Here is a 19,974-nt window from a genome sequence, read left to right as displayed (position 1 = left end):
CCTTCATGGCGCTCGGCATCACGCTGACTGTCCCGATCCTCGTCGGGTTGGGTCCTGTTTATGGCGGAGACTTCGCTGAAGCCATCAATAGTAGCATCGCTCTGTTGATGGGAGTTGGTTTCGGAGCGGCAACTATGACGTTGTTCCAGACCGTCTCCCCAGATACCGCGATCAACCGGTTGCTGCGGCTCGGCCGCCGAGACGCGGCCTATCGCGTCCGAAGCAGGGTTTCCGCCGAAGCCGTCTGGACCAATCTGACAATCGATCGCATCGCCCTTCTGCGACCCCGTCTAAGTCTTTCTGCGCGGCCGACAACGGAGACGATCGACATGATCGTGCGGGACCTTCGCACTGGTCACGCAGTAAGCCGTCTTCGCGAGCACCTCGACCAGTTGGAAAGTGAGCCCCTCAGTGCCATCCAGGCGCTGCTGCTCGATCTCGTGCACCATTTCGACAGAGGTTCACCATCGGTCGACGAACTGAATACGCAGGTTGAAGAGCTGATCGCGCGCACTGTCATCGGAACGGACGCGCACCATCACCTGCTTGATCCACTCATCGACCTGCGTTTCGCGCTTTCTTCCGTCCAAAACAGCGAGGCTAGAGCATGATTCCAGACCTCTGCATCAGTGGCGTCTTTGTTCCCGGCTTGTTGGGGGGCGCCTGCATCGCCTTGGTAACCACCGTTGCGCTGCTACGTCTGCTCACCGCCCTCGGCGCGTGGAGAGTGTTTTCTATCCGGTCGCTCGTCGAACTTGCCGTCTTCACCATCCTGTTCAGCCTGCTCGCGCAGGGTCTCTCCATCATTGGACCCCTCCCATGAAATTCCTCCTCACCTTTCTGGGCCGCCATGCCTTGACGCTTGGGTCCGTCGCCATCGCTACGGCCGTCGCGCTCCATCTGTGGGAACGCAATCAGCGCACGCCCTGGACCCGTGATGGCCACGTACGGACTGACGTCGTACGGGTTTCGACCGATATTGGCGGTCTCATCACCCAGGTTCTGGTCCATGACAATCAGGTGGTGCGCCCCGGACAGCTCCTGATCGTCCTTGATCGACCGCGTCGGGCCGCGGCGCTCGGACGTGCAGAGGCCGCCATAACGGAGGCAAGGGCGCAACTCGATCTGGCGCGCAAGGAGGCGCGGCGCGACCTGGCGTTGCGCGATCTCGTCGCGATGGAAGCGCACGAGCAGAACATTGCAAAGGTCAGGACAGCGGAGGCAGCGCTGACGCGCGCACTCGCTGACCGCGACGTGGCCCAGATTGACATGCAGCGCACTGAAATCCGCGCAACAGTCGGGGGCACCGTCACCAATCTCGACCTTCATCCTGGTGATTATCTGGCCGTTGGCGTCCAAGCCATGGCACTGGTGGACGCCGAGACGTTGCGCGTGGAAGGGTATTTCGAAGAAACCAAACTGCGCAGTGTCTCCATCGGCGATCGCGCGCGCATCCATCTGATGGGAGACGATGCCGATATCGTCGGTCATGTCGAGAGCATTGCCGCCGCAATCGCCGACGACCAGCGCGACAACACCGGAAATCTTCTGCCCAAAGTCTCGCCAACATTCTCATGGGTGCGGCTCGCTCAACGCATTCCTGTCCGTCTGCACATAGACCGCGTACCAGCGGGCACGAAGCTGATCGCAGGACGAACAGCGACGGTGGAAATCCTGCCCTCTACACCCTTAAGCGTGGTTGGGAGGCACCTGTGAGATCTATTTTTGCCCTATGTATGGCGCTTCTGATGACGGGCTGCGTTGCTGGGCCGGATTATCGTGTTCCCGAAATGGCCTTTGCCAATCGCCCTGGAGTGACGCAAGCGCTCCTTGGCGGCAGGAACGACGGCGTGGTCCCGGCGCCCCTGCCACCGCATTGGTGGCATCTCTACGAGGATGCCCGGCTCGACGCCTTCGTCGCCGAGGCGCTGGCTGCAAACACGGATCTTCGCACCGCAGAGGCCAATCTCGGGAGAGCTGACGCGCTTGTACGCGAAGCAGAGGCAGCCCGTACCGTAACTACGGATCTCAGTGGGCAAACTACTGGCTCGCGGATCGGAGGTCCGACCCGGTTTCTGCCAGCGCCTTTCAGCTACGCGTTGGGTATGAACGTCAGTTATCCTCTCGACCTGGCGGGAGGCATCCATCGCGCAATCGAAGAGGCGAACGCTCAGTCAGAGGCGGCGCAGGCAGCGCGCGACCAGGTGCGTGTGATCGTAGCCGCCACTGTCACGCGCAATTATGCCCGCGTTTGTGCTGATGGCGTAGCGCTGGCCGCCGCGAGGCACGTTGTTGCCATTCAGCGCGCGACACTTGATGTCGCGTTGCGTATGGCCGGCGAGGGACGCGGCACGCGCTTTGACAGTGAACGCGCGCGAACGGCAACATTCGCCAGCGAAGCCGCCATTCCAGCCATCCTCGCTGATCAGAAAACAGCGTTATTCGCATTGGCCGCCGTCATGGGGCGCATTCCATCGGACTATCCGCGCGATCTGGAGCCATGCACTACTATTCCGTCGCTTACGCTCCCGCTGCCGGTTGGCGACGGAGCCGCGCTATTGAGGCGTCGCCCCGACATCAGAAAGGCAGAACGCCTTTTCGCCGCGGCGACGGCCGGCATCGGCGTCGCCGAAGCCGATCTCTATCCCCAGGTCAGCCTTGGCGGCTCGGTGGGGAGTACCACGTCGATCACGCATGCCCTGACGTTATCGTCGTTCGGTTTGAGCGTCGGTCCATTGGTCTCATGGTCGTTCCCTAACCGGGTATTGGCAAACGCGCGTATCGCGCAGGCTGGAGCAGAAGCCCATGCCGCGCTTGGTACGTTCGATGGAACGATTCTACTTGCATTAAAACAGACCGAGACCGCACTGTCTGTCTACATGCAAACATGTGAGCGTCTGGGAGACCTAGAGCGGGCGGCGAACTCCGCCGGCAAGGCGAGCGCCGATGCCGAAACACTGCAACGCTTCGGCCGCACGCCATTCCTCGACGTCCTTAACGCGCAAGCAAATTACGCCGACGCCCAGGCACGCCTGTCATCCACCCGGATCGAACTTGTTGATCGGCAGATTGATCTGTTCCAGACGCTCGGCGGTGGTTGGGAGTGATAGTGGTCTGTCTGGATATTGTGTGCCGCGTTTAGAGCTCTCGTTGAGGACAGTCGATGTCTTCTTCCGAGTATTCCTGCGCTGGAAGCGGACAGTCTGCCTCCCCCCCATAGCTGGCCAAAGGTGGCCATATAGCGTGATGAAAAACCGGCCGTTTAGCGTGAACATTCACACCCATGAGTGCGATTGCAGATGCAGGCCCTGTCGGGAAACGGATGTTTTTCTCAGCGCTAGCTAGAGGACACAAACCGACATAAAAGTTCAGAAGTTGCCAAAACAGCACATAACAGTTTTAAAATCTTAAGGGCGCACGCGAAAAATAAGAACAAATATTGACTGTTGCATTTAAGGCGCACGTAAGTGTCTTTCGCAACGTATTGATACAATGCGGTTTGGTGTCCTAGCGGTCGGAGATCCTGGCTCCTCTAACCGAGATACACCACCCTCCATGACCGCATCGTCACCTGTTCACTTCATTTCTGGTCTCCCCCGGGCCGGTTCGACACTTTTGGCCGCGCTTCTGAGTCAAAATCCAAAAGTGCTCGCGCATGGCCGAATATCGCCTGTCGCTCCCATGATCATTCGACTATCGGGTCTGATGGCCGAGGGGGAGTACGCTTCTGATTTTTCTGAGGAGCAACGCAAGCGTCTGCTCCGAGGCGTTTTAGAGGATTATTATCATCCACAGCCCGGTCAAATTGTCCTGGATACGAGCAGGGAATGGTGTACGCGACTTGCCTTGATCGACCGGCTCTACCCGAAAGCGCGCGTGATCTGCTGCGTGCGTGATCCTGTCTGGATCCTTGACTCTCTTGAGCGCCTCATTGTGCGAGATCCCATTTTATCGTCACGACTTGTCCCTATCACTCAACGAAGCACGCAGCATGACCGTCTCGATCATCTGCTGTCTCGGGAAGGTGTTTTTGGATACGCTTGGCGGGTTCTGATGGAGGCTTTTCACGGTCCCTTTGCCGATAAGCTTATTCTTGTGGATTACCAGACACTAGCTACCAATCCGCGTCAGGCCCTTGAAAAACTGACACGGTGTCTCGGTCTGCCCGCGTATTCATATGATCTGAACAATGTCACGAACAGGGATGCAGAAGCCTTCGACAGTCTGCTTGGAACTCCGGATTTGCACAGGATACGTCCGGTCGTTAGTCATGAAAGGCGACATTGTATTCTTCCGCCGGATGTTGTCGCACGGATGCAAGGCGGCATGTTTTGGCGAGAGGCATCTCTTCATCTCCAGTCAAAGGCACAGATCATTGCCTAGACTATATTTACGATCTCGGGGGCTGCGAGGGATGGTTGTGACGTTATGGCTTCTTGAGCCAGCAATATCATATGCCGACCCTACGCCTTACTTCATGCCGCCAAAAGCAAAACAAGTATTACCAATGCCCTCAGAATTAAGCGGTAAGGCCGGATTTCAGGATTTTAGGGCAGTAATTGAGAAGAAAAGAAGGGACATTACACCAAAGGCTCAATTGCTTCCTGCAGATTTGTCCCAACTTTCTAAAATTGGTCCGCTCGACATTGAGCGAGCGAGCCAATCCCCACTCTTTGAGGAAAAGGGCATCACAACAACCTTTTCGTATCCTGTGAAATCCCTTCCTGGTGTGGACCTCACAGCCAGCTTTTTCGGTGGCCATCGAGATACGATACAGGGGGCCGCAGGAGGGTCAGCAGCAGTGACAGGAGGCGTTCGTATTCACTGGTGAATGCTTTGCCAGTTGGTTCCTTATGCAACCGCGCTGAAACCGTGTCGCGGCTGGAAAAGGCGTCCGCTTCCGAAGATTGACGCCACAAAGCCGACTTTCCGTTTACCCCCCCAAGTCAGCCGCGAGCCTCAGAATAGTTACAGACCTGCGTGAGTTGGAATGTCTCTCGCAAAGAGGGCCAGAGACGATCAGACTGGCTTTCCGGCAGCAGACGTTGTCCTTGCATGAGCGTCTGTGGAACACGCCTCGAATAGATCTTTGTGGGTCTTTTTTGTGCTCCACCCCCTATGTCCGATAATAGAAATTAACGGACATAGGGGTGGGGAGGGGGACGATTCCAGAAAAAAAGCAGAGAATGACCTTTTGGAAGCGTTAGGGTGTCTTACGTGGAGGCCCTCGAGATTTTTGGGGCGAGCGGCTCTTAAGGTTTTGTTGCTGTACTCGCTATTATTCAGCTTATTTCAAAGTGCAGTAAAGAACATTACCTAAGCGCTATCAACTTGTCGCTTAGGTTCTAGATTGATTGTCCCTGCCTCTGAAAAGAAAGCGGTGCAGACAACTCCGCATCAGAGATGCAGCGACAAAGAACCGCAGCGCTTCACACCGGTAAAACCGCTGTTTTATATTCCGTGAGATCCCGCAACGTTCCACTTCTTAGTTCGCTCATACCGCCTTTCCCCCTTCATCCACAGGAAAAAGCTGCATCTCAAACCCATGCCCCGGCACATCCAACGGTCCAATACTGGAAAATCCGCTATCCACTCGCGTGACGAGCATGTCTTTTCTGACCAGAAGTCACAGACTTGGCTGTTCGTCCGGACTGTGGGCATAACGCGAGCCACCATGAGGATTGGGCTAGCCAATATCGTCTACAATATGCGCCGCTTCCTCTTCGTGGAACAGATCAACGTCGCTACGTAGCAATCCAGAGCCAAGGCCCTCCGCTATGCGACAGACGCAGAGCGAACGCCACCACGGCAGCCATCAATCAGCACGCCAAAACTCAGAAATCAGGAGCCAGGAGCATCAACCAATGGTTCCTCGATTCCTCCAGATGGCTACATTTCAGTAATGCCGTTCAGGATGCTGTCAGCTTCAGCTGGTATGGTATCGATCATATCGCGGTTATTTCGTGTGATGATACATACAGGTGGCATAGATTTATGCTTGTTCGTAATACTTATTATCTTAATTCCTCGTTAATATCGAATAAAATAAGTATATACCTGGGATCTTCAAATATATCTTATATTATTTTTGTTTTTTCATTAATTTTATTTCCTTTCAGTATATTTTCAGAAGCCAAAGCAGAAAATATCACATTCGCTCAAGCCGTTGAAGCCGCGTGGTCTACCGATCCCGGTCGGGCCGAACTGAATACGAACTACCGATCAACATCGGCACGGGCTAGAGCAGCCGGTTCCTGGTTTGCTGGCGGCCCGACTGTTTCAGCGCAGTATTTCGATGATCATGCGGTAGGTAGCAATGAAGGATACACAACCTACCAGGGGGGCGTGTCTGTGCCACTCTGGCTGCCGGGACAAGGCAGCGCTACCGTCGAGGTCGCCAGAGCGGAAGCGCTGACCATACAGGAACGGCAGCATGTGGCGCGGATGGCGGTAGCCATGAGGGTTCTGGATACATCAGCCAGCGTCATCATAGCTGAGCGCCGACTGGCAATCGCACGCATCCAGAAAGAGACGCTGGAGAAAATCCAGACCTCTGTAACCCGTGGGATGCACACTGGAGAGATGACCCTTGCCGATCAGCAGGTCGTCGCATCCGAAATCGCAAATGCGGCTAGTGAATATTCTCTGGCGGAAGAACAGGTCGAGACAGCAACGTCAGCGCTTCGTATCTTACTGGGTCGCCCGGCCGTCCCCGATATTCTCTCTTTTGACAATGTGGCATTAGCGCGTGACGGACACACACCCACCCAGGCTCTCGAAGATAATGATCCCCGGGTCAGGGCCGCCCGTCAGGCCGTGCATACGGCAGAAGCGGGCCTGCATCTCGCCAAAACCTCCTTCATGCCAAACCCGGAAATCGGTGTGGCTGCGATTCACGAAAAGCAGTATGGCAGTCCGTGGGACGACCGCGTGGGTGTAACAGTTTCCATCCCGCTCCCCAGCGATGTCCGCGACGTCCCCATGAAAGCGGACGCCAGGAACAAGCTGGCTGCCGCTGTCAGCCAGGAGCAGCAGGCCCGCCGCAATGTCAGGCAGGAACTGGCCCAGGTTTTTTCTCATCTGACGGCTACAAAAGACATATTCAGAAATTCGGTTCTGTCCGCAGATAGCATGAACAGCCGCGCAAATGAGATGAGCCGGTCGTGGCGGGCCGGTGAGACATCGCTGCTCGAACTGCTGCGGGCCAGATCCGCCGCCTACAATGCCCTGCAACTTCGCAATCAGGCAGAAGTCGCCTGGCACGCCGCCATCATACGCACACTGATCGCAGCAGGAGAATTCCAGTGATTTTCTTACCCGCCGCCATGAAGAACTGGAGATACTTGCTATGTACCGCCGTCATTTTTAGCGTCACTGAGCGGCCTGTATGGGCCGCCGAAAGGGCGCCGGTTATCATGATCGGAGACGCAGCGCAGAGTAATTCTGCTTTGGTTATCGCGATCGCGAAGAGCGGTACGCTCGGAAAAATCCTGGATGCAATGGGAACCGTCACCGCAGAGGCAGGTCATGTTGTCCGCATTCATCCGGCGGGGTCCGGTAAAGTTCTGCACATTGCTGTCGTGCCCGGTCAGCATGTGCGCAAGGGGGAGACGCTTCTCACCTATCAGGATCATTCGCTGCATCTGGTCCGTCTTGAAATGACAAGAGCACAGGCTGCACTGGCGACAGCTCAGGCGGCTTCCCAGAATGCGTCGGCAGCCTACCGCCGGGGGCATGAACTGGAAGGAACGACGGTTGCCGCAGGAGAGACCAAACGTCGTCTGGCCGTATTCCAGGCGGCAAGAGACGACGTTATTGCCCGACAGGCCGATGTCGATACGCTGAAACATCAGCTTGAAGAAGAATACAATTCCGTTACGGAATCAGATAAGGCCCAGACTGACCCACAGGATGAGACATCGTCAATCATTGCACCGACCACAGCGGAAGTGCAGAACGTGTTCGTCGGTGTTGCAGACGACGTCTCCCCCGCGACGGAACTGATGGGTCTGACAGACATGTCCTCGGTATGGATTGTCTCTGACATCCTGCCTCAGGATGCCGCGCAGGTGGTCGAGGGCGGCGAACAAACCACTGAACTCGTATCGGATACCGGGACGACACTGTTGACGTCGAGGATCACGTCTATCAGCGACCTCGCGGACCCGACCACCGGACTCGTTCGCGTCATCAGCCGGACACCCAATCCGGATGGCCGTCTGCACCCAGGCATGTTCCTCAATACACAGCTGCCATTACGCGAAAAGACAACGGGAATCATTGTGCCCGAAAGCGCGCTCACGGAGATCAACGGCGTCAGCACCGTGTTCGTATCTGTGGGCCCGAATCAGTTCAGGCCGCGCGAAGTTCACGTTGGTGCTGCGGGTAACGGGCAATCAGTCATCACAACCGGTCTTTCTCCGGGTGAAAAAATCGTGACACATGGGGCATTTGCCCTGAAGGCTGCGATGTTGGTGTCAGATGCGGATGGTGGGGGCTGATCTGACCATGCGGGCCTTTCTTTCTGCTTTCCAGTCCCGGCGCTGGCTGGTCCTTGGAATTCTGTGTCTCACGTTTATTGCCGGTTGTGTCATCGTCCGGGGCCTTCCGGTGGAAGCCGTGCCCGACATTTCACCGCGTCAAGTTCTCGTTTCTGTCGTTGCTCCGGGCCTCGCCACGGAGGAAGTCGAGCGGCTGATCACCTTTCCGATCGAGGCCAGCATGGCGGGAATCCCGGACATGACCGATCTACGCTCGGTCTCCCGCTCCGGCGTCTCGGTCGTTTACGTCCAGTTCGCGGATGAGACGGATATCAATCTCGATCGCGCCCGTGTGGAAGAACGGATTCAGCAGGCAAGAGGCACGATATCCGTGCCGGGGGTCAGCGTGAATATCGGTCCGCTCGCCACAGGTCTTGGTGAGATCATGCAGTTGCAGATCAAGGGCGATGGTTATTCGCTGATGGATCTGAACCGTCTGATGACATGGACTGTCGCCCCGCAACTGAAGCTGGTTCCGGGCGTCGTGGACGTGAACGTGAATGGTGGCGCGGAACAGACGTTTCAGGTGGCTCTCGATCAGGCGCGCCTCCTTGCACTCGGTGTGTCGGTCGATGACGTTTTCCGGGCGGTGGACGGTAACAACTCCGCATCGGGCGGCGGCTGGATCGAGCATGGAGAGGAACAGCAGATCGTTGTCGGACGCGGGCTGATCGGTTCACTTGATGACTTCGGGTCCATTCCGGTCCGGACCAACGCCAATGGTTCCGCAATCTTTCTACGGGATGTCGGACGCATTTCCATGGGACCGAGAACACGCCTAGGTGCCGTCACGCGGGATGGTCAGGGCGAGATTGTCATCGGCGTCATCATGATGCGCATGGGAGGGAGTTCCGACGCCACGCTGACAGCCATTAATGCCGCCCTTCCCGGCATTCGTCAGTCTCTCCCCAAAGGTGCGACGCTTGATCCTTATTACGTGCGTTCGACGCTGACAGACAGCACCATCCGGACGGTGAAGGAAAATCTTGTCGTTGGAGCACTTCTGGTCATCAGTGTTCTGATCGTGGTCATCGGTGACTGGCGGGCGTCACTGGTCATTGCCTCCGTCATTCCGTTTGCGCTCGTCTGCGCCATGGCCGGTATGCGATGGTTCGGGATTTCCGCCAATCTGCTCAGCCTCGGTGCCATCGACTTCGGCATGATCGTCGACAGTTCCCTCGTCGTGGTCGAAAATCTCATGACCCATCGTGCGCGTGACCAGGTCAGCGGACAGAATACGCCGCTGGCTACCCTCGTGGTCTCGGCGGCAACTGAAGTTCTCAGGCCCGTGAGTTTCGGCATTCTTGTCATTGTGATGGTTTATCTGCCGATCCTGACATTGCAGGATATCGAGGGCAAGATGTTCCGGCCCATGGCGCAGACGGTCATCATGGCTCTTCTGGCCTCACTGCTCTACTGTGTTGTCGGGATACCGGTGATTGCGGCTTTGGCGATGAAGTCTGCTGGCCGTCACGAAGATACCCGTCTGGTTGCCTTTCTTCGTCGTGGTTATGGTCCCCTGTTGAGCTGGTGTGAAAACCGGCCACGGACCCTGTTTGGCACGACTTTTGCGATTTTTGCTTTTTCTGTCTGGCTTGGCCTGCATCTGGGTGGCGAGTTCATTCCGTCTCTCGACGAGGGTGCCCTGACGGTAACAACGACACGACTACCAGGCATTTCGCTGCCCGAAGCCCTGAAGGAAGTCAGTCTCCAGGAACGTATCCTGCGCCGCTTTCCCGAGGTCACCAGCGTTGTCAGCAATACGGGAACATCGGCCATTCCTACTGATCCGATGGGTGTTAACGAGACAGACAGTTTCATCTTTCTGAAGTCACCATCACAGTGGACCACGGCGCATACACAGGAGGGGCTCGTCACGGCGATGAGTCAGGTGCTGAGCACTGAACTGCCCGGAATGGAGCAGTCATGGAGCCAGCCTGTGCAGATGCGGATGGATGATCTCCTGTCCGGTGTCAGAACGCAGATTGCCGTCTCGATCTATGGCGATGATCTCGCTACGCTGGCGCGTCTGGGGGACAGGGTCGCCAGTGTCATGAAAACCATTCCCGGCGCGGCTGATGTGGCTCCACAGGGAGACGGTACCGTTGCTTTCATCCATATCGACATTGATCGTCGGAAGGCGGCACGGCTGGGTATTTCCCAGCAGGAGCTTCTAAACGTGGTTGAAGCGGTCGGCGGTCATATTGGACGGCCCGTCACAGTTGGTAACGCCCTGATCAGCACGCAGGTCCGTTTCGATCCTGCCCAGGCGGCCACACGCGACCAGATCGCCCGCCTGAGGATACGCCGCGCCGATGGGCGGGGCGCGGTCCTGCTTTCAGAGATCGCAAAGGTCACGGTGCAGGATGGCCCTCCCCGTATCAGCCGGGACAATATCCGCCGCCGCCTGATCGTGCAGGCCAATGTACGCGGGCGTGACCTCAGTTCCTTTGTTGCTGCGGCGCAGAAGGTGGTCAGCAGGAAAGTCATCCTGCCTCCCGGTTATCGCATCGTGTGGGCGGGCCAGTTCCAGAATCTGCGCTCGGCCATGGCGCGTCTGGAAGTTGTCGTACCGATTGCACTGGTGTTGATTTTTGCCCTGCTTGTTGTTGCACTGAATTCCGTCTGGCTGGCGGGGCTTGTTTTCGTCAACCTGCCAGTAGCCGCGACAGGTGGCATCCTGGCTCTCGCTCTGCGTGGCCTGCCATTCAGCGTCTCCGCCGGGATCGGCTTCATTGCCCTGTTCGGTGTGGCTGTGCTGAACGGCGTGGTACTCATCACCGCCATAAATTCCCTGCGTATGGCGGGCCGGGAGGCTGCGCGTGCCGCGTATGAAGCCGCGGAAGAACGTTTCCGGCCGGTCATGGCGACGGCTCTGGTCGCCAGTCTGGGTTTCATCCCCATGGCGGTCTCAACCAGTGCCGGCGCCGAGGTCGAGCGCCCCCTCGCCACGGTCGTAATCGGTGGTCTGATCTCCTCGACACTCCTAACGCTGCTTGTGCTCCCCTCACTATACGCGCGTATCATGAAAAATCGTACATCATGAAAATCCTAATTATCGAAGATGAACCCGCCCTGGGCTCGGCGGTAAGAGACCGCGTCCGCCAGGCCGGGCATGTCGTCGACTGGTTCAGAACCCTGACCGATGCCCGTGCCGCCCTGCGCGCCTCTTCCTATGATTTCCTGCTGCTCGATCTCGGACTTCCGGATGGTCATGGCCGGGATCTCCTACGCGAGATCCGGAGGGACCGTTCATCTCTGGCCATCCTGATCACGACAGCTCAGGATCAGGTCAGTGACAGGATCGCGGGACTGTCCGAAGGTGCTGATGATTATATCGTCAAACCTTACGATCTCGACGAACTCGTCGCCCGTATCGATGCTGTCGCCAGACGCTACGCAGCCCTGCCGGACAATGTGGTCATGGTAGGCACTATCGGGATCGACCTCGCGCGCCGTCAGCTTGAACGCGACGGCCAGACGATCGACCTGTCCGCGCGCGAATGGGCCATCGTCGAACTTCTTGCCCGCCGTCCGGGCGCGCTGTGCAGCCGCGAGCAGATTGAAGATGCTCTTTATGGCCTCAGTGACGACGTGGAAAGTAACGCCATTGAAGTTTTCATCAGCAGGATACGGAAGAAGACCGGGCCTGGTCTGATCGTGACGGTCAGGGGCAGAGGCTACAGTCTCGCGGGAAATACGGTCCGATGAAGCGCTGGAGCCTGGCGTCCCGTATCGTCTCCGGGACACTGATCATCGTGCTCGGCGCGTTGGTAATTCTCAGTATTCTTGTCGCGGCCTTTACCCGCTACGAAGTCACGGAGCGCCTCGACAACTCGCTACAGGAAGTGGCCGAACGCCTGGAGTTTGTCATTAGTGAGCTGGACAGAACCGGTCCGGGTTCCGCCACCTCGGGTGGTCAGATCGCGCAGCTTCCCGGAGTGAGCCGGCGGACACTGGCCTATCAAATCGCTTCAACGGGGGGGCGCCTTGAGGTCAGGTCGCAGAACGCGCCGGAGACGCTGTTCGTACCACGCCTGAAGTCAGGATTTTACAACATCCCGTTATTCAGGGTGTATGTCGTGCCATCAGCGTCTGGTCACCATTACATTCTGGTGGGCGAGCCGACTTTTCACAGAAATGAAGCCGTCAGGCGGGCTATTCTGATTTCAGTGCTGCCAATGGTGGTCTTTTTCCCGGCGATCTGGCTTCTGGTCCGGTGGCGGGTCCGTCGTGCCATGCGCCCCCTGACCAGCCTTCAGCAGGAAATCAGGAGCCGGGGCGGATCAAATCTGGCCCCTGTTCCGCCACTGGATCTTCCCGAAGAACTTGTGGCCATTCACTCGGCCGTCAATCTCCTGCTGGAACGTCTGAAAATGGCGCTTTCGACCGAGCGTGCCTTTGCCACCAACGCAGCTCATGAATTGCGCAATCCGGTGGGCGCGCTTCTTGCTCAGGTTCAGGTTCTCAGGAATTTTCTTGTGGGATCAGACTATGAAGAGCGGGCAACGATCATCCTGCAGCAGGCTCGCAGAATTGGCAGGATGATGGAAAAGCTGCTTCAACTTTCACGAGCGACATCGGGGATCGCTCTGACCGGAAGCATGTTCGATCTGGTGCCTGTCATCCGGTTCCTGGCGGAGGAGCTTAAGCGGGAAAAAGGCCGGGCGATTGAACTTTCAGGGTTATCTCATCTCATGATCCGGGGCGATATGGATGCAACAGGCATCCTGTTCCGTAATCTCCTCGAAAACGCCGTTCTTCACGGTTCATCTGCTCACCCGGTCAGTGTGATCGTCACGCCGGATTATGAAGTTCTGATCTATAATGATTGTGAGCCACTTACATCTGAGGTTCTTCGGGATATGGAGAAGCCTTTCGTCAGAGGGAAGACAGACGCCGAAGGCAGCGGTCTCGGTATGGCGATCGCGCGGCAGATATCACAGCAACTGCATGCTGACATGACGGTGAGTTCACCTATTCCTGGAACAGCCAGAGGCGTTCTGGTAACAGTTCGATTGCGAGTCAGCGAGATCAAAGAGTGCATCCGAACAGACCAGAAACTCTGACGCTCTATCCATCAAATTCCGGAACGCAAACCTCTTTCCCATAGGAGTTGCAGGCTCGAAGCCATGCGGTGCACCTTGCGATAGGTCGCATCAATCATGGCAGTTTGCAGTTCAGCCGATTTTCCCGCCCTCCCGGCAATCATCCGAACAAATTTCCCAGACGCCCTAGCGTCTGCCGAGTGTTGCAACAGAATACAGACGACGAAGTGTTCACATCTCGCATGCCACGTTGACCAGTAGAGTCCATGCCTGACTTTTCGCTACGCAGCTTGTCCCAAAACAATTCCTCCCACGGCACTGATAGCGACCACGACCAGTGGTGGCGCTCGCCAGAGCGTCAGCAGAGCGAAGCCGACAAGGACAAGCCCAAAATCGTCCGATGATTTGACCGCGCTCGTCCAGACCGGTGTGTATAACGCGGCACCCAGCAGGCCTACCACAGCGGCATTGACACCTCGCATGACCGCCTGTGCTGCTGGACGACTACGCAAGGAATCCCAGAACGGCAATACACCGATGAGGATCAGGATCCCTGGCAGAAAGATGCCGAGCAGAGCCAGGAAGGCGCCCGCTACTCCGTGGGGTGGCAGTTTGACGATCACACCGAGATAGGCGGCAAACGTGAAGAGTGGTCCCGGAACCGCCTGTGCAGCGCCATAGCCGGCAAGAAAGGCATCGTCACTGACCAGACCTGGTGTCACAAAGGCTTCATGGAGCAATGGCAGCACCACATGACCGCCGCCAAACACGAGTGCGCCAGACCGGTAGAAGGCATTGAACAATGAAAATCCCCCCGGCGCACCATGCTGGCCGAGAACAGGAGGAGTGAAGAGCAACACTCCGAAGGCCAGAAGCGCAGCCGTCCCGACACGGCGCGACACAGGCACGGCGACATGTCCGCTGTCCGATGGCGAAATGGTGCGACAGAACCACAGGCCGACAACGCCCCCGATGGCAATAGCGCCGATTTGGGCAAACGGCGAGGTGACAAACAGAATGATGAGCGCGGCCACCACCGCGATGGATGCACGCACCCGATCCGGACAAAGCGTTCGTGCCATGCCCCACACGGCCTGTGCGACGATCGCCACGGCGACGAGTTTCAATCCATGCAAAAGACCGAGGCCAATCGGCCCCCCGAGTGCGCCCGCGCTATAGGCGAAGAGAACAAGGGCGAACGCCGAAGGCAGAGTAAAGCCGGTCCACGCGGCGACGCCACCAAGATACCCCGCCCGCATTAGACCGATGGAAAATCCCACCTGGCTGCTCGCCGGACCGGGCAGAAACTGACAGAGCCCGACGAGATCCGCATAGGCGCGCTCATCAAGCCACCCGCGCCGGACGACAAATTCGTCGCGGAAATACCCGATATGCGCGATCGGTCCGCCGAAGCAGGTGACGCCCAGCCTGAGGAAGATAAACAGGACTTCCCATGGTGAGCCCGTCCGTTGACGTTCTGGCGCTGCGCCGCAGGGCACAATGGTCATCGGGTTGAGCCCTTATCTTCCGGACAGGTTCGAGACAGGTATCATTGTGCATTTTAAGAGCGCCATGCCGACAGATCGACTCCAGAAATCATAAAAAGTCTGCATAACTCTTGCGAGGAATCGTAATCATCCCTCCCTCAATAAGGCGAACCATAACCCGGTGCTGTCGGGTAGGCCGGCGCAGCGGAACCAACAATCGCTGCGACAACCCCTGCTATAAGACCGGTCGCTGCGGCCATCAGAAGATACTGTCCGCCTGACTGCATCCAGTAGTAACCCGCGGGAGGTGCCCAAAGCCCCGGCCGTCCGCGCCAGTCACTGACCATCCAGCGCTGCTCACGCGGACCGGAATAATAGTCGCCTCTCCGCCAGTGTTTCATGTGGCCATAGCCATGTCCCCCACCATGATGGTCATGGCCACCACCATGGTCATGCCCTCCGCGTGCCCAGGGAGGGTCTGCATAGGCAGTGGAACAGGTCATAAGCAGACTGACTGACAGGAGAGCAGCCGGGAATCGTTTTGTCATAGGCATCTCCATATGAAGCTCAGGAAGGAAACGTTATCTTATGGCTTTTGTGTGAGCAGAGGATTGGCGTCTTTCTTGATCTCCACGCAGCAGCATGCGTCCTAAAACCCCGTCTTTCAGAATGACCTGATGGAAAATCGCCGCCATGCCATGCGCTGTGGCAATCGCGACAATCAACCATCCGTTCCAGTGATGGATGTTTTGAATCCAATGGAGAAGTGGCGCGGGGAAGCGGACAAATGGTGAGGGCATCAGGAGACCGAAAAAACTCATGGCTTGCCCTGCCCCCCATCGCCAGAGGTAGCCGAGCACGATTTCAGCCAGAAGCAGCACATAGAGCGTATATTCCACGCCCCGCGCCAAAAAACGGTCGAGCGGCCGCAGAAGGTCGGATAAATGTCGGCCTTTCGTCAGGCGCCAGGCAATGCGGAACCCCATGATGGCCGTCAGCAGGATGCCCGCTGTCAGATGCGCAACGACCATCAGATGATGAACCGGTTTTGCAGGCCAGCCCCAGCTTTCGCCGAGAGCAAACTGAAACAGCACCAGAAAGGCAGTTGCCCAGTGAAGGGCAATCGTCGGCCTGTCATATCGCTGGGTATGCGTGATATCCGGCATCGCATCAGGCATGCACTTTCTCCCAGATAATGGTAAAGAAACTATAATTCATATCACATCAAACCTGACGGGAACCTGAACAAGAAGGCATGATAAATAATAAATTTTATTGAAAATAACTCGCAGTATTATAATTAATTATTTGTTGTCATGCGGAAATTGAAGACCTATTCCTGAACACAATTCAGATTGCCAACGGATAATCTTATGTCGCGACTTCATCCTCTCGCTGAACGTCATGCTGTCGAGAAACTGGGCTGGCTGCGCGCCGCCGTCCTCGGTGCCAATGATGGAACACTCTCCACCGGAAGCCTGATTGTTGGTGTTGCCAGTTCTCACGCGACACACGGCAGTATCCTCATCGCAGGATTATCCGCGCTTGTGGCTGGTGCCCTCTCCATGGCGGCCGGGGAATATGTTTCGGTCAGCTCCCAGCGGGATTCAGAACAGGCCGACATCGCCCGTGAAAAACAGGAACTGGCCACGGACTGGGACGGAGAAGTGACTGAGTTGGCAGGGATCTATCAGCAGCGTGGGCTGGAGGCAGATCTCTCCCACAAGGTGGCCGTCGCCCTCATGCAGCATGATGCCCTCGGCGCTCATGCCCGAGATGAACTGGGCCTTTCGGAAGCCACAGCGGCCAGACCCATCCAGGCGGCCTTCGCTTCGGCTTCTGCCTTTTCGTCAGGGGCTGTGCTGCCCGTTTTGGCGGCTGTTCTGGCCCCTGTTTCTTGGGTGTCCTGGAGCGTTTCTTTGACGTCCGTTGTGGTTCTAGCCGTTCTGGGGATCGTAGGTGCCGTCGCCGGCGGTGCAGCGCCCCTGCGTCCGGCGCTGCGCGTGACGTTCTGGGGCATTGTGGCGATGATTGTCACTGGTGGAATTGGACACCTGTTCGGCGTATAATGCGAGGCAGAGGCTTTGCTCTTGATCCCTTCATCAGAGGACTCGAAAAACCCGTGGTTTTGAGGTCTTCCGACCTGATCTGGAGATTGCTCTGTCCTATGCGGACGGTAGTAAAGGTGGATATTCGGAATGGGCGTATTCTTAAGAGTTGGAAGGGTAAACCGACTAATGCAGCAGTCAGTGAGGGCGCCAAGCTGCGCGAGGACTAACTGGAAATAAGCAATACCGCCTCGAGCGTCTGGACAAATATGGTCTATACAACATGCGCCGTTTCCTCTTCCTGGAAGCTAATCAGCGCGTTCGCGCAGAAAACCAAGATACAACACACTCGCCCTGCTCAAAACGTACAGCAAGTGTTATTACCAAGAACCATCAACCAATACGTGATAACCCGAAACTAGGAGCCGATAGCACCAATGGCTTGGCCTCAACGGTGGGATTTTCTCCCGTTCTTCGTCCGTCATGTCAGACGGATAGCGTTTCGTTTTGCGGCTGATCCTGGCCATTCGGCCCCGCCGTTCTGACCCCACATCCAGAGCTTGAATCACGTCAGGCCGAATTTCCAAACAGGCTCTCAAAGGTCAGAAACTAAGTTACGAAACATCCAGAGGCGGCAAAAACGATCTCGCAGCGGAGGCCGGGCTTATTATCCGCAAGCCGGATCGAGCCTCCGTGCAGGTGCACGATTGCCCGGACCATGCTGAGTCCTAATCCGGTACCGGGCACGGTTCGGCTGGTGTCGAGCCGGACCATCTTTTCGAAAACGCGCTCATGTTCTTCGGCTGGAATACCGGGACCATTATCCGAAACGATCATGATGATCCTGTTGTTTTCCATGTGAGCTGACAGGGAAATAACCGTTCCTGCTAGAGAATGGTTGATGGCATTTTCGATGAGATTGGACAGTGTCTGCGTTAAAAGAATGCGGTTGCCTTCAATCGTCAGACCGCGATTGGGACTGATAATTGTAAGTGTCTGCTCCTGTTCTTGTGCGACGGGCTGATAGAGGTCAGCGAGCGTGTTGAAAAGATCTGCAACGACCAGTTTCTGGCTATCGGGGATACGGTCTCCGGCTTCAAGCTGTGCAAGTCTTAAAAGAGACGAGAAAATTTCCAGTGCGTCCTGAAGATTGTCTTGTGCCTGCGTGAGTGCAGTCTTCTGTACATCATGCGCTGTTGCAGTTTGGGCTCTGCCGAGATTCTGGCCCAGCCGTGCCAGTGGTCGTCGCATATCATGTGCGATGTCGTCACTGATCTGACGGACACTGGCGATCAATGTTTCATTTCTGTCGAGTGACGTGCCCCCCGGAAATGTAACCAATTAAAAGTAGAGTCCGATCGAGAAGGCTACGGACGAATGAAACGCAGTCGTTTTACGGAAGAGCAGATCATAGGGATCCTGAAGGAACAGGAAGCCGGGGTGAAGGTCTCAGATCTGGAGGGTTCGAAAAACCCCCTGGTTTTGAGGGTGCCTTTGTGATTCCATTTCCCCCGAGTTGATTGGGGTATGGATCATGAAGCAGGCTGGTTTCTTTGATGTTGAAGAGAGGCTTGCCCGGCTGAGCGGGCTGGGTGATCAGCTCGAAGCCTTTTCCCGGACTGTGGATTTTGAAGTGTTCCGCCCTGATCTGGGGCAGGCTTTGGCCTATTCAGACGGGAGTAAAGGCGGACGACCGCCATTTGATCTGGTGCTGATGTTCAAAATTCTGGTGATCCAGACGCTCAACAATCTGTCTGATGAGCGGACGGAGTATCTGATCAACGACCGCCTCTCCTTTATGCGTTTCCTTGGGCTGGCGCTTTCAGATCGGGTGCCTGATGCCAAAACGGTCTGGCTGTTCCGTGAACGCCTGACCCAGTCGGGAGCGATCGAGGGCCTGTTCAACCGCTTTGACGCGACCCTGCGCAACGCCGGGTATTTACCGATGTCAGGCCAGATCCTGGATGCCACACTGGTGGCTGCTCCAAAGCAGCGGAACACCAATGCAGAAAAAGCCGATCTTCGGGCAGGACGTATTCCTGAAGACTGGCAGGACAAACCCGCAAAGCTGTGGCACAAGGATCGTCATGCGCGCTGGACGCTGAAGTTCACGAAGGCAAAGCGGCAGGATGATGGAACCATGCCATCCAGTGACCTCGCCATCCCATTCTTTGGCTATAAATCGCATGTCTCCATCGACCGGAAATACCGGTTCATCCGAAAATGGAAGACGACGGACGCCGCCGCCAGTGATGGTGCGCGATTGAGAGAGGGGCTGCTGGATAAAACCAATACGGCCTCAAGCGTCTGGGCAGACACTGCTTATCGCTCCAAAGCCAATGAAGACTTCATGGAAAAGCAGGGCTTTGTCTCAAAGGTTCATCGCAAAAAACCGCAGCTCAAGCCGATGCCCCGGCATATCCAGAAATCGAATGCAGGGAAGTCGGTGATCCGCTCCCGCGTCGAGCACGTCTTTGCCGATCAGAAATCGCAAATGGGTCTATTCATCCGAACTGTCGGTATCACCCGGGCCACCATGAGGATCGGTCTGGCCAATATCGTCTACAATATGCGCCGCTTCCTCTTCCTGGAGCGGATCAGTACCGCAGCATAGCAATCCAGAGGGTAACACCCACCGATCCGCTCAAAACGCAGATCAAAACCGACCCAAGCGCCGTCAATTAAATCGCCCAAAAACTAAAATCACGGGCCAAGCACATCAATCAAGGGTTCTTCGATCCCTCCAGGTGGCCCCGTCACAATCGCCAATGCTGTTCTCAAAGCAGGCTTGCAGTGAGGCGTTACCTCTACCGCTTAAACACAATTGCTGGTGGTACCAATGGATCGGATA

At 56.6% G+C, this 19,974-nt stretch carries 18 protein-coding genes and 3 pseudogenes; 15 read left to right on the top strand and 6 right to left on the bottom strand.

Annotated features, from left to right (window positions below; genetic code table 11):
• The 12 genes and pseudogenes from KP702_RS12805 to KP702_RS12750 all read left to right on the top strand — a co-directional run.
• On the top strand, positions 1-611 hold a 611-nt coding region (locus KP702_RS12805; protein WP_215769117.1), incomplete at its 5' end, for an FUSC family protein.
• A complete protein-coding gene (locus tag KP702_RS12800; protein WP_215769116.1) occupies positions 608-823 on the top strand; it encodes a DUF1656 domain-containing protein in 216 nt (71 codons plus the stop codon). The genes KP702_RS12805 and KP702_RS12800, both read left to right, overlap by 4 nt.
• Positions 820-1,716, top strand: a complete 897-nt coding sequence (locus KP702_RS12795) for an HlyD family secretion protein (RefSeq protein ID WP_215769115.1) — start codon at positions 820-822, stop codon at positions 1,714-1,716. Before KP702_RS12800 ends, KP702_RS12795 begins: the two co-directional genes overlap by 4 nt.
• Positions 1,713-3,107 carry an efflux transporter outer membrane subunit gene (locus tag KP702_RS12790; protein WP_373687853.1) on the top strand — a complete coding sequence of 465 codons (1,395 nt, stop codon included), beginning with the start codon at positions 1,713-1,715 and terminating at the stop codon, positions 3,105-3,107. The genes KP702_RS12795 and KP702_RS12790 overlap by 4 nt, the downstream gene beginning before the upstream one ends.
• A gap of 448 nt (positions 3,108-3,555) precedes the next feature.
• Complete coding sequence (locus KP702_RS12785) at positions 3,556-4,383, top strand: sulfotransferase (RefSeq protein ID WP_215769114.1); 828 nt, start codon at positions 3,556-3,558, stop codon at positions 4,381-4,383.
• 31 nt (positions 4,384-4,414) lie between these two features.
• Entirely contained in the window at positions 4,415-4,831 is a 417-nt protein-coding gene (locus tag KP702_RS16270) for a hypothetical protein (protein WP_252348721.1), read from the top strand.
• 684 nt (positions 4,832-5,515) lie between these two features.
• Positions 5,516-5,752, top strand: a pseudogene (locus KP702_RS12775) (IS5/IS1182 family transposase); the annotation flags it as partial.
• Positions 5,753-5,994: 242 nt separating this feature from the next.
• The gene (locus KP702_RS12770) at positions 5,995-7,308 is read left to right on the top strand and encodes a TolC family protein (protein WP_215769113.1); all 1,314 of its coding nucleotides are present in this window, start codon (positions 5,995-5,997) and stop codon (positions 7,306-7,308) included.
• A gap of 107 nt (positions 7,309-7,415) precedes the next feature.
• Positions 7,416-8,501, top strand: a complete 1,086-nt coding sequence (locus KP702_RS12765) for an efflux RND transporter periplasmic adaptor subunit (RefSeq protein WP_252348720.1) — start codon at positions 7,416-7,418, stop codon at positions 8,499-8,501.
• A gap of 7 nt (positions 8,502-8,508) precedes the next feature.
• Positions 8,509-11,586: an efflux RND transporter permease subunit gene (locus KP702_RS12760; protein ID WP_215769112.1), complete on the top strand. Its 3,078-nt coding sequence runs from the start codon at positions 8,509-8,511 to the stop codon at positions 11,584-11,586.
• Positions 11,583-12,251 carry a response regulator transcription factor gene (locus KP702_RS12755; protein ID WP_062106100.1) on the top strand — a complete coding sequence of 223 codons (669 nt, stop codon included), beginning with the start codon at positions 11,583-11,585 and terminating at the stop codon, positions 12,249-12,251. The genes KP702_RS12760 and KP702_RS12755 overlap by 4 nt, the downstream gene beginning before the upstream one ends.
• Entirely contained in the window at positions 12,248-13,609 is a 1,362-nt protein-coding gene (locus tag KP702_RS12750) for a HAMP domain-containing sensor histidine kinase (RefSeq protein ID WP_215769111.1), read from the top strand. Before KP702_RS12755 ends, KP702_RS12750 begins: the two co-directional genes overlap by 4 nt.
• An 11-nt stretch (positions 13,610-13,620) precedes the next feature.
• Here KP702_RS12750 and KP702_RS16265 read toward each other — a convergent pair whose 3' ends face one another.
• The 4 genes from KP702_RS16265 to KP702_RS12735 form a co-directional block, all read right to left on the bottom strand.
• Positions 13,621-13,752: a hypothetical protein gene (locus KP702_RS16265; protein WP_373687852.1), complete on the bottom strand. Its 132-nt coding sequence runs from the start codon at positions 13,750-13,752 to the stop codon at positions 13,621-13,623.
• Positions 13,753-13,869: 117 nt separating this feature from the next.
• Positions 13,870-15,096, bottom strand: coding sequence for a chromate efflux transporter (gene chrA, locus KP702_RS12745; RefSeq protein ID WP_062106096.1), 1,227 nt, complete (start codon positions 15,094-15,096; stop codon positions 13,870-13,872).
• 137 nt (positions 15,097-15,233) lie between these two features.
• Positions 15,234-15,623: an RcnB family protein gene (locus KP702_RS12740; RefSeq protein ID WP_062106094.1), complete on the bottom strand. Its 390-nt coding sequence runs from the start codon at positions 15,621-15,623 to the stop codon at positions 15,234-15,236.
• Positions 15,624-15,656: 33 nt separating this feature from the next.
• Complete coding sequence (locus KP702_RS12735) at positions 15,657-16,253, bottom strand: cytochrome b (RefSeq protein WP_062106092.1); 597 nt, start codon at positions 16,251-16,253, stop codon at positions 15,657-15,659.
• 195 nt (positions 16,254-16,448) lie between these two features.
• Here KP702_RS12735 and KP702_RS12730 point away from each other — a divergent pair, with 195 nt between their 5' ends.
• Positions 16,449-17,144: a VIT family protein gene (locus KP702_RS12730; protein ID WP_215769110.1), complete on the top strand. Its 696-nt coding sequence runs from the start codon at positions 16,449-16,451 to the stop codon at positions 17,142-17,144.
• Between the two features lie 422 nt (positions 17,145-17,566).
• Here KP702_RS12730 and KP702_RS16580 read toward each other — a convergent pair.
• A pseudogene (locus tag KP702_RS16580) lies at positions 17,567-17,674 on the bottom strand (IS5/IS1182 family transposase); the annotation flags it as partial.
• A 58-nt stretch (positions 17,675-17,732) separates the two neighbouring features.
• Positions 17,733-18,464 (bottom strand): HAMP domain-containing sensor histidine kinase, encoded by a 732-nt coding sequence (locus KP702_RS12725; RefSeq protein ID WP_215769109.1) that lies wholly within the window; start codon positions 18,462-18,464, stop codon positions 17,733-17,735.
• Between the two features lie 36 nt (positions 18,465-18,500).
• Here KP702_RS12725 and KP702_RS12720 point away from each other — a divergent pair.
• A pseudogene (locus KP702_RS12720) lies at positions 18,501-18,581 on the top strand (transposase); the annotation flags it as partial.
• 73 nt (positions 18,582-18,654) lie between these two features.
• On the top strand, positions 18,655-19,737 hold the full coding sequence (locus tag KP702_RS12715) for an IS5 family transposase (RefSeq protein ID WP_215769130.1): 1,083 nt from the start codon (positions 18,655-18,657) through the stop codon (positions 19,735-19,737).
• Positions 19,738-19,974: the final 237 nt, after the last annotated feature.

Source organism: Gluconobacter sp. P5B12 (assembly GCF_018812035.1).
Lineage (GTDB): Bacteria > Pseudomonadota > Alphaproteobacteria > Acetobacterales > Acetobacteraceae > Gluconobacter.
Note: the sequence above shows the minus strand (reverse complement) of the source record. Positions and strands in the feature narration are given on the sequence as shown.

Excerpts from the sequence above, each read along its gene's own strand:
- KP702_RS12770 (WP_215769113.1), top strand. The coding sequence starts at position 5,995 with ATGCTTGTTCGTAATACTTATTATCTTAATTCCTCGTTAATATCGAAT.
- KP702_RS16270 (WP_252348721.1), top strand. The coding sequence starts at position 4,415 with ATGGTTGTGACGTTATGGCTTCTTGAGCCAGCAATATCATATGCCGAC.
- KP702_RS12795 (WP_215769115.1), top strand. The coding sequence starts at position 820 with ATGAAATTCCTCCTCACCTTTCTGGGCCGCCATGCCTTGACGCTTGGG.
- chrA (WP_062106096.1), bottom strand. The coding sequence starts at position 15,096 with ATGACCATTGTGCCCTGCGGCGCAGCGCCAGAACGTCAACGGACGGGC.
- KP702_RS12785 (WP_215769114.1), top strand. The coding sequence starts at position 3,556 with ATGACCGCATCGTCACCTGTTCACTTCATTTCTGGTCTCCCCCGGGCC.
- KP702_RS12735 (WP_062106092.1), bottom strand. The coding sequence starts at position 16,253 with ATGCCTGATGCGATGCCGGATATCACGCATACCCAGCGATATGACAGG.
- KP702_RS12750 (WP_215769111.1), top strand. The coding sequence starts at position 12,248 with ATGAAGCGCTGGAGCCTGGCGTCCCGTATCGTCTCCGGGACACTGATC.
- KP702_RS12800 (WP_215769116.1), top strand. The coding sequence starts at position 608 with ATGATTCCAGACCTCTGCATCAGTGGCGTCTTTGTTCCCGGCTTGTTG.
- KP702_RS12760 (WP_215769112.1), top strand. The coding sequence starts at position 8,509 with ATGCGGGCCTTTCTTTCTGCTTTCCAGTCCCGGCGCTGGCTGGTCCTT.
- KP702_RS12740 (WP_062106094.1), bottom strand. The coding sequence starts at position 15,623 with ATGACAAAACGATTCCCGGCTGCTCTCCTGTCAGTCAGTCTGCTTATG.
- KP702_RS12755 (WP_062106100.1), top strand. The coding sequence starts at position 11,583 with ATGAAAATCCTAATTATCGAAGATGAACCCGCCCTGGGCTCGGCGGTA.
- KP702_RS12765 (WP_252348720.1), top strand. The coding sequence starts at position 7,416 with ATGATCGGAGACGCAGCGCAGAGTAATTCTGCTTTGGTTATCGCGATC.
- KP702_RS16265 (WP_373687852.1), bottom strand. The coding sequence starts at position 13,752 with ATGATTGCCGGGAGGGCGGGAAAATCGGCTGAACTGCAAACTGCCATG.
- KP702_RS12730 (WP_215769110.1), top strand. The coding sequence starts at position 16,449 with ATGTCGCGACTTCATCCTCTCGCTGAACGTCATGCTGTCGAGAAACTG.